The organism is Acidovorax sp. MR-S7, assembly GCF_000400995.2.
Taxonomy (GTDB): Bacteria; Pseudomonadota; Gammaproteobacteria; order Burkholderiales; family Burkholderiaceae_C; genus MR-S7.
The window spans coordinates 51,900-63,752 of record NZ_DF238919.1 but is presented as its reverse complement, the minus strand read 5'-3'; the positions used below and the strand labels follow the sequence as shown (position 1 = coordinate 63,752).

The window sequence follows — 11,853 nt, the reverse complement described above, 5'->3', positions numbered from 1 at the left end:
ATGCAACGCAAGACCTTTCTGAAGACCCTCTCCGCCGCCGCGCTGGCCGCCTGCGCCACGGGCGCGCTGGCCCAGACTCTGGAAGTGCCGTTCTACTACCCCGTGGCCGTGGGCGGCCCCATCACCAAGGTGATCGACGGCTACGCCGAGGCGTTCAACAAGGCGCACCCTGGCGTCAAGGTCACGCCCATCTACGCGGGCACATACCAGGAGACCATCGTCAAGGCGCTCACCGCGCACAAGTCGGGCAAGCCGCCGGCCACCTCGGTGCTGCTGTCCACCGACATGTTCACGCTGATCGACGAAGATGCCATCGCCCCCATCGACGACTTCGTGAAGACCGACGCCGACCGCGCCTGGCTCAAGGGCTTCTACCCCGCCTTCATGGCCAACAGCCAGACGGGCGGCAAGACCTGGGGCATTCCGTTCCAGCGCTCCACCGTGGTCATGTACTACAACAAGGAGGCGTTCAAGGAGGCCGGGCTCGACCCCAACAAGGCGCCCGCCAACTGGAAGGAGCTGAAGGAGGCCGCGCGCAAGCTCACGAAGAAAGACGCCTCGGGCAACGTCACGCAGTACGGTATCCAGATCCCCTCCACGGGCTTCGCCTACTGGATGCTGCAGACGCTGACCACGCCCAACGACGTGCTGCTGGCCAACGAGGCCGGCACCAAGGTCACGTTCGACAACCCCAAGGTGATCGAGGCGCTCGATTTCTGGGTCAACCTTGCCAAGGACGGCGTGCACCCCAAGGGCGTGGTGGAGTGGGGCACCACGCCCAAGGACTTCTTCGAGAAGAAGGCCGCCATCATCGTCACGACCACCGGCAATCTGACCAACGTGAAGGCCAACGCCAAGTTCGACTTCGGCGTGGCGCAGATCGCGGGCAACGTGAAGAAGGGCGGCTCGCCCACGGGCGGCGGCAACTTCTACATCTTCAAGAAGGCGCCCAAGGAGCAGCAGCAGGCCGCGTTCGAGTTCGCCAAGTGGATCACCCAGCCCGAGCACGCCGCGCAGTGGAGCATGGACAGCGGCTACGTCGCCATCTCGCCCGCCGCCTACGACACGCCCGCGCTGAAGAAATACGGCCAGGAATTCCCGCCCGCCCTCGTCGCGCGCGACCAGCTGCCCGTGTCGGTGGCCGAGTTCTCCACGCACGAGAACCAGCGCGTGACCAAGGTGCTCAACGACGCCATCCAGGCCGCGCTCAACGGCACCAAGACCTCTGCTCAGGCGCTCAAGGACGCGCAGCGCGAGGCTGACCGCATCCTGCGTTCCTATAAGTGATGAACGCATCGCCCAACGCGGGAGCCAGCCAGCGCGCGCTGCACGCGTGGCTGCTGCTGTTGCCCGCGCTGGTGCTGCTGGTGGCCTTCACGCACTGGCCCGCCGTCGCCACGCTGATCGACAGCTTCTTTTCCACCCCGCGCGGCGCGCGTCCGGCCGAGTGGGTGGGGCTGGAGAACTATGCGGTCATGGTCGACGATCCGGTGTTCTGGCAGGCCGTGCGCAACAACCTGTGGTTCGCGGGGGCGACGATTCCGCTCTCCATCGGCCTCGCGCTGCTCATGGCGCTGTGGGTCAACGAACGCATGGCCGGCCGTACGCTGGTGCGCATGGCCTACTTCACGCCCACGGTGCTGCCCATGATCGCCGTGGCCAACATCTGGCTGTTCTTCTACACGCCGCAGTACGGGCTGCTGGAGCAGATCACGGGTAGCCTGGGCCTGCCCTCGCGCAACTGGCTGGGTGACCCGTCCACGGCGCTGGCCTGCGTCACCGTGGTGGCGGTGTGGAAGGAGGCCGGCTTCTTCATGATCTTCTACCTGGCCGCGCTGCAGACGCTGAACCCCAGCCTCAAGGAAGCCGCCGCCATCGAGGGCGCGTCGCGCTGGTATTTCTTCCGCCGCGTGCAGTGGCCGCTGCTCATGCCCACCACGCTGTTCGTGCTGATCAACGCGGTCATCAACGCCTTCCGCCTTGTTGACCACATCTTCATCCTCACGCGCGGCGGGCCGGACAACGCCACCACGCTGCTGCTCTACCACCTGTACGAAGTGGGCTTCAAGTTCTGGGACACGGGCTACGCCGCCGCCATCACCGTGGTGCTGGTCGTGGTGCTCGCCAGCGTGGCGCTGATCCAGTTCTTCGTCCTGGACAAGCGGGTGCACTACAAATGAAGGCGCGTGCGAACACCATCTACGGCGCCACGTGGCTCGACACCCTGGCCGCATGGGTGCTGGCGGTGCTGTGGATCCTGCCGCTGGCCTACGCGGTGTGGACGGCCTTCCACCCCGCCGAATACGCCACGCGCTTCGCGCTCGACGCGCCGTGGACGCTCGACAACTTCCGCCACGCCTGGGAGGCCGCGCCGTTCGCGCGCTACTTCCTCAACACCGTGCTGCTCGTCGCCATCATCCTGGCCGCGCAGCTCGTGCTCTCCACGCTCGCCGCCTATGCGTTCGCGCGCTACGAGTTCCGCGGCAAGAACGTGGCCTTCGCGCTGGTGCTGGTGCAGCTCATGATCATGCCGGACATCCTGCTGGTCGAGAACTACAAGACCATGGGCCGCCTGGGCCTCGTGGACACGCTCACCGCCATCGGCCTGCCGTACTTCGCCTCGGCCTTCGCCATCTTCCTGCTGCGCCAGACTTTCATGGGCATTCCCAAGGAACTCGACGAAGCCGCGCGCGTGGAAGGCGCGAGCGCGCTGCAGGTGCTCTGGCGCGTCTACGTGCCGCTCGCGCGGCCCGTCTACACCGCGTTCGCTCTGGTGTCGGTCAGCTTCCACTGGAACAACTTCCTGTGGCCGCTCATCATCACCAACAGCGTCGAATCGCGCCCGCTCACCGTGGGGCTGCAGGTGTTCTCGTCCGTGGAGCAGGGCGTGGAATGGTCGATCATCACCGCCGCCACGCTCATGTCCACCGCGCCCTTGCTCATCGGCTTCATCCTGTTCCAGCGCCAGTTCGTGCAGAGTTTCATGCGCGCGGGGATCAAGTAAAAATGGCCTCCAGCGCTTGTCCATCAAGCGCGAGCAGCTATCATTTTTGAGATTGCAGCATGCAGATCGTCACCTGGAACACCCAATGGTGCCGCGGCCTCGACGGCCGCGTGGACGCGGCGCGCATCGTGCGCCATGCGCTCGGCATGGGCGACGTGGACGTGCTCTGCCTGCAGGAAATCGCCGTCAACTACCCCGGCCTCGCGGGCGCACCCGGCGACCAGCTCGCCCAGGTGCGCGCGCTGCTGCCGCCCGGCTGGCAGGTCTTCTTCGGCGCGGCCGTGGATGAATGGACGGATGCGGGCCGCCAGCGCTTCGGCAACCTCATCGCCACGCGCCTGCCCGTGCTGCAACTGCGCCACCACCCGCTGCCGTACCCGCACGACGCGGGCGTGCGCAGCATGCCGCGCATGTGCAGCGTGCTCACGGTGCACGATGCGGCGCTGGACCCGGTGCGCGTGATGACCACGCACCTCGAATACTTCTCCAAGCCCCAGCGCATGGCCCAGGCCCTCGCGCTGCGCGCCCTGCACCTGGAGGCCGCCGCCCAGGCCGCGCGCCCGCCGCAGGACGCGCGCGACGGCTCGCCCTTCCAGGCCAAGCCGCACACGCCGCATGCCGTGCTCTGCGGCGACTTCAACCTGCAGGCGCACGAGCCCGAATACGCCGCCATCGCCGCGCCCCTCTCGCCCTTTGAGGCCGCCGGCTGGGCGCAACCCGGCACACCGCCGCTGCACGACGCCTGGCGCCTGCTGCACCCCGCCGAGCCGCAACCGCCCACGTTCTGCCTGTTCGACCGCACCTACGCGCCCGAGCCGGTGGTCTGCGACTTCGTCTGGGTCAGCGATTCGCTCAAGGGCCGCGTGCGCGCGATGGATGTGGACGTGCAGACGCAGGCGTCGGACCATCAGCCCGTGCTCTTGTCGCTGGGGTGAGGCGGCGGGTCCCGGCGCTGCTCCACGGGAGGCTCCCACTCGGCCCAGTCCGGCCCGAACAGCTCCGACGGATGCTGCGTGCGGTCTGACCCGTTGCCGCAGGCCATCGCATCCGCCGCGCAGTAGCGGTCGCAGCCCCAGCAGATCAGCTCGGGCCGCGCGGGATGGATGGGGAACTTCTTGTGGCTCATGGCGGTGGGTGCATGCAGTCTGGTGACCCGCTGCGAGTGGGGTTTTGATGTGCATCAAATCCCCCGGGGCCGCTCCACGGCGCTTACGATTCCGGGGTTTTCCAACGAAAGACGCCACGCCATGCTCATCGGCCTCGCCGCCAACCGCCTGCACCACCACACCGAAGACGCCGCGCTGTTCGCTTTCCTGCGCGCCTGCGAGGCGGGCATCCGCGAACTGAACATGGGCCTGCACGCCGTGGGCCGCACGCACGATGCGATCGCCGCCGCCGGCATGCTGCGCGGCTACGCGCCGCTGGTGCGCTACCCCTACGGGCGTGACGGCGGGCTCATGAAGCTCGTGGCCGAGGTGGTGGGCATGCCCGAGCCGGGGCGCACGCTGGATGGCGCGATCTACCTCATCGACCCGGTGGACCCGTCGTCCATCTTCCCCGAGGCGCTGGCGCTCAAGCGCCAGTGCGTGATCCACGGCAAGCCGTTCCTTTCCACCGTGGCGAGCGCGCGCGACTGGGTGGAGATGGAGCGCATCCACGCCGGCCTGCCACCCGACCGCAACGCCGACCGCTTTCACGACTACGGCGCGCAGACGCTCGCGCTGATCGCCCACGACGCGATGAAGAGCGCCATGCTCGACTTCGCCGCGCGCAACTTCGACCTGCTCTCGCGCTTCGGCCGCCGCGTGGGCACGGGCACCACGGGCCAGCGCCTCAACGAGATGGCATGGAGCCGGGGCTGGCCCGCGGACGTGCCCTGGGTGCAGCGCTTCAACAGCGGTCCGCTGGGCGGCGACGCGCAGATCGCCGACCTGGTGCTGGAGCGGCGTTGCCACCGTGCGATCTTCTTCGAGGATCCGCACGTGGCACGCCAGCACGAGGCCGATATCCAGCTGCTGGAGCGCGCCGTGACCACGGCCACGCACGACGCGGTATGCGCCACCACGCCCGCCGTGGCGCAGCGCTGGTGCGACGCGGCCTGCTTGCGCGCCGGACTCTGATGCGCCGGACTCTGATGCGTCGGGCGTCGATACGTCGCGCGTCGATACGCCGGGCGTCGATGCGCCGTGCGCTCGCCGCCGTCTGGCTGGCCCTGGCGGCCGCGTGGGCGCACGCGCTGCCCACGTTCGACGAGGTGCGCGCCGACTTCCGCCCGTCCGAGACGCTGGTGCTCTCGCGCGAGGGCGAGGTGATCCAGCGCCTGCGCACCGACGCCACGGTGCGCCGGGGCCAGTGGCAGCCGCTGGCCGCCGTGTCGCCCGCGCTGCGCACGGCCCTGGTACTGAGCGAGGACAAGCGCTTTTACGAGCACAGCGGGGTGGACTGGGCCGCCGTCTCCGCCGCCGCCTGGGGCAACCTGTGGAACCAGCGCACGCGCGGCGCGAGCACGCTCACCATGCAGCTCGCGGGCTTGCTCGATGGCGACTGGCGCCAGGGGCCGGGCGGGCGCACGGTCACGCAGAAGCTCGGCCAGGCCGTGGCCGCGCAGGTGCTCGACCGGCGCTGGCGCAAGGACCAGATCCTGGAGGCGTACCTGAACCTCGTGCCGTTCCGTGGCGAGATCGTGGGCATCGACGCGCTCGCGCGCACGCTGTTCGGCAAGGCCGCGCACGGGCTCGACGAGCGCGAGGCGGCCGTCGCCGCCGCGCTGGTGCGTGCGCCCAATGCCCGGCCTGCGCTGGTGGCGCGGCGCGCCTGCGGCGTGCTGCGCGAGATGCGCAAGCAGGCGGACTGCGATGCGCTCGACCTTTTCACCACCGCCGCCTTGCAGCGCCGCGCGTTCGACGCCAGCGAGGGCATCGCGCCGCACTTCGCGCGCCAATTGCTGCGCCGGGCCGAAGCCGGCGAGCGCGTGCGCTCCACCGTCAGCGCGCCGCTGCAGCGCGTGGCGATGGAGACACTCACGCGCCACTTGCGCGAGCTGCGCGGGCGCAACGTGGAGGACGGCGCGCTGGTGGTGCTGGACAACGCCACGGGCGAGGTGCTGGCCTGGGTCGGCTCCTCCGGCGCATTGAGCCAGGCGGCCGAGGTGGACGGCGTGCTCGCCGCGCGCCAGCCAGGCTCCACGCTCAAACCCTTTCTCTACGCGCAGGCGATCGCCGAGCGGCGCCTGACCGCCGCTTCGCTCATCGAGGATTCGCCCGCGCAGATCAGCACGGCAGGCGGCCTCTACATCCCGCAGAACTACGACCGGCAGTTCAAGGGCTGGGTGTCGGTGCGCACGGCGCTCGCCGCCTCGCTCAACGTGCCGGCGGTGCGCACGCTGGTCATGGTGTCGCCCGATGCGTTCTTCGCGCAGCTGCAGCGCCTAGGCATGCCGCTGCAGGAGTCGGGCGGCTACTACGGCTACAGCCTCGCGCTGGGAAGTGCCGAGGTGCCGCTGCTGCACCTCACCAACGCCTACCGCGCGCTCGCCAACGGCGGCAAGGCCAGCCCCGTGGCCTTCGCCGCCACGCCGCGCCCGCAGCGCACGCGCGCGCTGGATGCGGGCGCGGCCTTCATCGTGGGCGACATCCTCTCGGACGCCAACGCCCGCGTGCGCACCTTCGGCACCGACAGCGTGCTCGCCACGCGCCTCTGGACGGCCGTGAAGACCGGCACCAGCAAGGACATGCGCGACAACTGGGCCGTGGGCTGGTCGCAGCGCTACACCGTGGGCGTGTGGGTGGGCAATGCCGGCGGCGCCGCCATGCACGACGTGAGCGGCACCAGCGGCGCGGCGCCCATCTGGGCCGACGTGATGGGCTGGCTGCACCGCACCACGCCCAGCCGCGCGCCGTCGCCACCGCAGGACGTGGTGCGGCAGCCCGTGCGCTACGGCTCTGCGCCCGATGGCGGCTGGCTGGAGAGCGCGCGCGACGAATGGTTTCTGCGCGGCACGCAGCAGTCGCTTTTTGCTATGGATAAGGGAGCTTCCAGCGCTCGCCAGGAAAGCGCTGGAGGCCAAAAAGACCTTCAACCTTCCGCGCGCATCCTCGCGCCCGCGCCGGGCACCATCGTCGCCCTGGACCCCGACATCCCGCCCGCGCGCCAGCGCCTGCGCTTCGAGGCCGACAGCGCCGCGGTGCGCTGGCGCATCGACGGCAAAACCGTGGGACAGGGCGCCCAATGGGCCTGGCTGCCCTGGCCCGGCCGCCACCGCGTGGAGCTGACGGACGCGCGCGGCCAGGTGCTGGACCGGATCCAGATCGAGGTGCGCGGCGCCGGCGTGCGCGCTCGTGAGTAGCATGGCCGCTACACTGTTTCCTCCTGTTTCGAAAGGCCGCAGCGTGGCGATGTCCCCCCTCTTCATGCATGCCCTGGCGGCGCTGTGTGCGCTGTGGCTGGCCGTGGGCGCGGCGCGCGCGCAGGAGATCGTCACCGACGACAAGTCGCAGGCGGCCGCCAAGACGGTGCTCGGCATCCTGGGCTACACGCGCTGGCCCTCCGCGCCGCAGACGGTGCGGCTGTGCGTCGTCGGCCCCACCGAATACGCGGACGAACTGCTCAAGGGCGGCGTGCTCCCGGGCGAGCGCCGCGTGCAGGTGCGCCGCATGCGGCTGGACGACGCCGGGCTGCTCTCGCAGTGCGACGGCGTCTATGCCGGCATGCTGGACGACGCCGCCTGGCGCCAATTGCGTGCGCGGCTCGAATCGCAGCCGCTGCTGTCCATCAGCGAGCGGCAGGAGCTGTGCCTGATCGGCTGCATGTTCTGCCTGGACGTGCGCGAGAACGGCGTGGCCTTCGAGACCAACCTCGACTCCGTGGCGCGCAGCGGCGTGCGCGTGAATCCGCGCGTGCTGCAGCTCGCGCGGCGCAAGGGCGCTCCCTGATGGGCCAGCGGCACGGGGCGGCGGGCAGGCCCTCCTCCTTGCGCGGCGTGGTGCGCCGCGCGCACCTGGGCATGGCGCTGATGGCGATGGCGCTGGCCGGCTCGCTGCTGCTGCTGGCGGGGCTGGTGGCGCTGCGTGTGAACCTGGAGAGCAACCTGCAGCTCATGGCGCGCTCCGTCGCCTACACGGTCGAGGCGGCGGTGGTCTTCAAGGACGCCGAAGATGCCGGCCAGACCCTGGCGCACATGCTCGCGCACGAGGGCGTGGCCCGCGCCGTGGTGCGCGACGCGCAGGGAGCGGTGTTCGCGCAGTGGCAGGGCGCTGCGCCCGGCCTGCGCGCGCGCACGGGGCAGGCGCTGGCGCGGCTGGCGCTGCTGGCCCCGGCGATGGCGCCCATCCGCTACGAGGGCGTGCCCGTGGGCTCGGTGGAGCTGCGCGGCGACGGCCAGGCGCTCTTGAACTTCGTGCTCACCGGCCTGGCGGCGCTGCTGGCCTGCACGGCCGTCAGCGGCGCGGTGGGCCTGCTGCTCGCGCGGCGCATGCTGCGCGACATGGTCACGCCGCTGCAGGCGCTCGCCCACGTGGCGCGCGCGGTGCGGCGCGAGCGCGCCACGGGCCTGCGCGTGCCGCCTGCGCGGCTGGACGAACTGCGCGAGCTGGGCGACGACTTCAACGCCCTGCTGGGCGAGCTGGAAGACCGCGAGGCGCTGCTGCGGCAGAAGAACGCCGAACTGCAGCAGCGCGCGCTGCACGACAGCCTGACCGGCTTGCCCAACCGCGCCAGCTTCGAGCAGCAGCTGCAGGCGGCCATCGCGCAGGCGCGCGCCACCGGCCAGCCCATGGCGCTGCTGTTCATCGACTGCGACCGCTTCAAGCAGGTCAACGACACCCACGGCCACGCCGCGGGCGACGCGCTGCTGATCGAGGTGGCGCGCCGCCTGCAGGCCCAAGTGCACGTGGACGGGCGCGCGGGCGACGTGGTCGCGCGCCTGGGCGGCGACGAGTTCGCGGTGGTCATGGCGCCCCCGGCCGCACAGGCCGAGGCGGCGGCGCTGGCCGAGCGCGTGGCGGCCGCCATGCGTGCGCCGCTGGTGCTGGAGGGCGGCAGCGTGCTGCAGCCGGCGGTGAGCGCAGGCGTGGCCGTGTTCCCGCAGCAGGGCGGCGACATGGAGTCGCTGCTGCGCAGCGCCGATGCCGCGATGTACGAAGTGAAGGCCCGCCGGGGCCGGCGGATGACGGATACGGATACGGATACGGAGGAAACACAGAGATGACGACGACGATGGCAACCCCCACCCGGTTCTTCCTGCGCCTGCTGTGGCTGTGCGCCGCCGCGCTGGCGCTGGGCGCCTGCCAGAGCCCGCCGCCCGCGGCTGCCGACGCGCCGGCCGAGCGCCGCGTGCAGGTGCTGCGCGCGCAGGGCTTCGTGCAGACGGACGACGGCTGGGAGCTGCAGATGTCCGGCAAGCTGCTGTTCGACTTCAATTCCGACGCCATGGCCGGCGAGCGCCGCGAGATGCTGGCGCGCATGGGCCGTGCGCTGGTGGAGGTGGGCGTGCGCGCGCTGCGCGTGGAAGGGCATGCCGACGACCAGGGCTCGTCCGATTACAACGAGCGCCTGTCGCTGCGCCGCGCCCAGTCGGTGGCCCAGGTGCTGGCCGAGACGGGCATCCCGCGCGAGCGCATCGACGTGCGCGGCTACGGCGCGAGCCGCCCGCTGGTGGCCGGCACCAGCGAGGCCGCGCGCCAGGAAAACCGCCGCGTGGCGCTGATCGTGCCGGCGCAATAAAAAAATTCACGGGCCGCGCAAAAGCCTTCAAGCCGGCCCGGGGTGCCTGGGGCTACGATGCGTGGCTTGCCGTTTGCACCCCATCCCCCCGAGGAACCGACGTGGCCGATCTTTCCAAAATCACCTGTATCGAAGACCTGCGCGTGATCGCCGAGCGGCGCGTGCCCCGCATGTTCTACGACTACGCCGATTCCGGCTCGTGGACCGAGGGCACCTACCGCGCCAACGAGAGCGACTTCCACCCCATCAAGCTGCGCCAGCGCGTGGCCGTGAACATGGAAGGCCGCACCACCGCCACCACCATGGTGGGCCAGCAGGCGAAGATGCCCGTCTCCATCGCCCCCGTGGGCCTCACCGGCATGCAGCACGCCGACGGCGAGATCCACGCCGCGCGCGCGGCTGAGAAGTTCGGCATTCCGTTCACCCTGTCCACGATGAGCATCTGCTCCATCGAGGACATCGCCGAGCACACCAGCGCGCCGTTCTGGTTCCAGCTCTACATGATGCGCGACCGCGATGCCATGGCCCGCATGATCCAGCGCGCCAAGGACGCGAAATGCAGCGCTCTGGTGCTCACGCTCGACCTGCAGGTGATCGGCCAGCGCCACAAGGACATCAAGAACGGCCTCACGGCGCCGCCGCGGCCCACGCTCAGGAACATCCTCAACCTCATGACCAAGCCGCAGTGGTGCATGGCCATGGCGGGCACGCAGCGGCGCACCTTCCGCAACCTGGTGGGGCACGTCAAGGGCGTGTCGGACATGAACTCGCTCGCCGCGTGGACCAACGAGCAGTTCGACCCGCGCCTGTCGTGGGAGGACGTGCGCTGGGTCAAGCAGCAGTGGGGCGGCAAGCTCATCCTCAAGGGCATCATGGAAGTGGAGGACGCGCTGCTCGCGGCCCACAACAGCGCCGACGCCATCGTGGTCAGCAACCACGGCGGGCGCCAGCTCGACGGCGCGCCGTCCTCCATCCATGCGCTGCCGGCCATCGTCGATGCGGTGGGCGACAAGCTGGAGGTGTGGATGGACGGCGGCATCCGCAGCGGCCAGGACGTGCTGCGGGCCTGGGCCCTGGGCGCGCGCGGCACCATGATCGGCCGCGCCATGGCCTACGGCCTGGGCGCGTTCGGCGAAGCGGGCGTGGCCAAGGCGCTGCAAATCATCCACAAGGAGCTGGACGTGAGCATGGCCTTCTGCGGCCACACCAACATCCAGAACGTGGACAAGTCCATCCTCGTGCCGGGCACCTATCCCGTGGCGCCGCGGGGCTGAGGGTGCTACCCCATCCATAGCTGGCCGCGCTGGTTGCAAGCCATTTCTGGGTGGAAATGGCATGGAAACCCTTGTCAATCAAGCGCAAGCAGCTTCCGTTTTCATAGTGACCGCTGCAGCGCCGCCACCTCCCGCTGCATGGTCTGCACGACCATCTCTTCCCTGGGCTGCATGCGCGCCGTCATGGCGCTGACGCTGATGGCGCCGACCACCGCGCCGCCCCGGTCGCGGATGGGCACGCCCACGCTGGTCACGCCGGCCACGGCGTAGTCGGTGATGCGCGCATAGCCCTGGGCGCGCGCCTCCTCCACCAGCCCGAGCAGGATCCGCCGCGTCAAGCCGCCGTAGGGGGCCAGGTGCGGCTCGATGCGGTCCAGCACGCCGGGCAGGTCTTCGCGCGGCATGAAGCTCAGCAGCGCGAGCCCGCCGCCGCCGATGCCCAGCGGCCTGCGCTTGCCCACCTGCACCGTGAGCACCTGGATGGGAAAGCTGCCCGACTGGCGGTCCAGGCAGAACGAGTCGGCGCCGCTGCGCACCATCAGGAAGGCCGTGTCGCCCGTCTCCGCGCTGATGCGGCCCAGGTGCGGAGCGCACTGGTCGCGCAGGTGGAAATGGGTCGATGCCACCAGCCCCAGCTCGTACGCGAAATGGCCCAGCCGGTAGCGGCGCTGCGCATCCTGCATGACCAGCCCGCCCTCGACCATCTGCCGCAGCAGCCGGTGCACCGTGGGCTGGGGCAGGCCGCTGGCGGCCACGAGGTCGGACAGGCGCGCGCCGCTGGTGTGCTCGGCGGAAATGAGCCGCAGCAGTTCGATGGCGCGGCCCAGGCTTTGGACGGTGGACATGGATAAAAAA

At 70.3% G+C, this 11,853-nt stretch carries 12 protein-coding genes; 10 read left to right on the top strand and 2 right to left on the bottom strand.

The window, feature by feature from the left end:
- From AVS7_RS10810 to AVS7_RS10795, 4 genes are read left to right on the top strand one after another with little or no spacing between them, the layout of a single operon-like run.
- The gene (locus tag AVS7_RS10810; protein WP_020228425.1) at positions 1–1,287 is read left to right on the top strand and encodes an ABC transporter substrate-binding protein; all 1,287 of its coding nucleotides are present in this window, start codon (positions 1–3) and stop codon (positions 1,285–1,287) included.
- Positions 1,287–2,180, top strand: a complete 894-nt coding sequence (locus AVS7_RS10805) for a carbohydrate ABC transporter permease (protein ID WP_020228424.1) — start codon at positions 1,287–1,289, stop codon at positions 2,178–2,180. Before AVS7_RS10810 ends, AVS7_RS10805 begins: the two co-directional genes overlap by 1 nt.
- Positions 2,177–3,004, top strand: coding sequence for a carbohydrate ABC transporter permease (locus AVS7_RS10800; protein WP_020228423.1), 828 nt, complete (start codon positions 2,177–2,179; stop codon positions 3,002–3,004). The genes AVS7_RS10805 and AVS7_RS10800 overlap by 4 nt, the downstream gene beginning before the upstream one ends.
- A 59-nt stretch (positions 3,005–3,063) precedes the next feature.
- Complete coding sequence (locus tag AVS7_RS10795; RefSeq protein WP_020228422.1) at positions 3,064–3,939, top strand: endonuclease/exonuclease/phosphatase family protein; 876 nt, start codon at positions 3,064–3,066, stop codon at positions 3,937–3,939.
- On the opposite strand, the gene AVS7_RS10790 is transcribed toward AVS7_RS10795, so the two are convergent.
- Positions 3,912–4,130 (bottom strand): DUF3079 domain-containing protein, encoded by a 219-nt coding sequence (locus AVS7_RS10790; protein WP_020228421.1) that lies wholly within the window; start codon positions 4,128–4,130, stop codon positions 3,912–3,914. The genes AVS7_RS10795 and AVS7_RS10790 overlap by 28 nt on opposite strands.
- Before the next feature lie 121 nt (positions 4,131–4,251).
- Between AVS7_RS10790 and AVS7_RS10785 the strand changes: the two genes are divergently transcribed.
- From AVS7_RS10785 to AVS7_RS10760, 6 genes are all read left to right on the top strand, one after another.
- Positions 4,252–5,124: a methylglyoxal synthase gene (locus AVS7_RS10785; RefSeq protein WP_020228420.1), complete on the top strand. Its 873-nt coding sequence runs from the start codon at positions 4,252–4,254 to the stop codon at positions 5,122–5,124.
- Positions 5,125–5,183: 59 nt separating this feature from the next.
- Positions 5,184–7,349 carry a penicillin-binding protein 1C gene (pbpC, locus tag AVS7_RS10780; RefSeq protein ID WP_020228419.1) on the top strand — a complete coding sequence of 722 codons (2,166 nt, stop codon included), beginning with the start codon at positions 5,184–5,186 and terminating at the stop codon, positions 7,347–7,349.
- Positions 7,350–7,398: 49 nt separating this feature from the next.
- Positions 7,399–7,935: a YfiR family protein gene (locus AVS7_RS10775; protein WP_020228418.1), complete on the top strand. Its 537-nt coding sequence runs from the start codon at positions 7,399–7,401 to the stop codon at positions 7,933–7,935.
- Complete coding sequence (locus AVS7_RS10770; protein WP_024001327.1) at positions 7,935–9,209, top strand: diguanylate cyclase domain-containing protein; 1,275 nt, start codon at positions 7,935–7,937, stop codon at positions 9,207–9,209. The genes AVS7_RS10775 and AVS7_RS10770 overlap by 1 nt, the downstream gene beginning before the upstream one ends.
- Positions 9,206–9,724 (top strand): OmpA family protein, encoded by a 519-nt coding sequence (locus AVS7_RS10765; RefSeq protein ID WP_024001326.1) that lies wholly within the window; start codon positions 9,206–9,208, stop codon positions 9,722–9,724. The genes AVS7_RS10770 and AVS7_RS10765 overlap by 4 nt, the downstream gene beginning before the upstream one ends.
- A gap of 101 nt (positions 9,725–9,825) precedes the next feature.
- On the top strand, positions 9,826–10,998 hold the full coding sequence (locus AVS7_RS10760; RefSeq protein ID WP_020228415.1) for an alpha-hydroxy acid oxidase: 1,173 nt from the start codon (positions 9,826–9,828) through the stop codon (positions 10,996–10,998).
- A 101-nt stretch (positions 10,999–11,099) separates the two neighbouring features.
- On the opposite strand, the gene AVS7_RS10755 is transcribed toward AVS7_RS10760, so the two are convergent.
- On the bottom strand, positions 11,100–11,843 hold the full coding sequence (locus tag AVS7_RS10755) for an IclR family transcriptional regulator (protein ID WP_020228414.1): 744 nt from the start codon (positions 11,841–11,843) through the stop codon (positions 11,100–11,102).
- Between the last annotated feature and the right edge of the window lie 10 nt (positions 11,844–11,853).

Excerpts from the sequence above, each read along its gene's own strand:
- AVS7_RS10810 (WP_020228425.1), top strand. The coding sequence starts at position 1 with ATGCAACGCAAGACCTTTCTGAAGACCCTCTCCGCCGCCGCGCTGGCC.
- AVS7_RS10805 (WP_020228424.1), top strand. The coding sequence starts at position 1,287 with ATGAACGCATCGCCCAACGCGGGAGCCAGCCAGCGCGCGCTGCACGCG.
- AVS7_RS10800 (WP_020228423.1), top strand. The coding sequence starts at position 2,177 with ATGAAGGCGCGTGCGAACACCATCTACGGCGCCACGTGGCTCGACACC.
- AVS7_RS10795 (WP_020228422.1), top strand. The coding sequence starts at position 3,064 with ATGCAGATCGTCACCTGGAACACCCAATGGTGCCGCGGCCTCGACGGC.
- AVS7_RS10790 (WP_020228421.1), bottom strand. The coding sequence starts at position 4,130 with ATGAGCCACAAGAAGTTCCCCATCCATCCCGCGCGGCCCGAGCTGATC.
- AVS7_RS10785 (WP_020228420.1), top strand. The coding sequence starts at position 4,252 with ATGCTCATCGGCCTCGCCGCCAACCGCCTGCACCACCACACCGAAGAC.
- pbpC (WP_020228419.1), top strand. The coding sequence starts at position 5,184 with ATGCGCCGTGCGCTCGCCGCCGTCTGGCTGGCCCTGGCGGCCGCGTGG.
- AVS7_RS10775 (WP_020228418.1), top strand. The coding sequence starts at position 7,399 with ATGTCCCCCCTCTTCATGCATGCCCTGGCGGCGCTGTGTGCGCTGTGG.
- AVS7_RS10770 (WP_024001327.1), top strand. The coding sequence starts at position 7,935 with ATGGGCCAGCGGCACGGGGCGGCGGGCAGGCCCTCCTCCTTGCGCGGC.
- AVS7_RS10765 (WP_024001326.1), top strand. The coding sequence starts at position 9,206 with ATGACGACGACGATGGCAACCCCCACCCGGTTCTTCCTGCGCCTGCTG.
- AVS7_RS10755 (WP_020228414.1), bottom strand. The coding sequence starts at position 11,843 with ATGTCCACCGTCCAAAGCCTGGGCCGCGCCATCGAACTGCTGCGGCTC.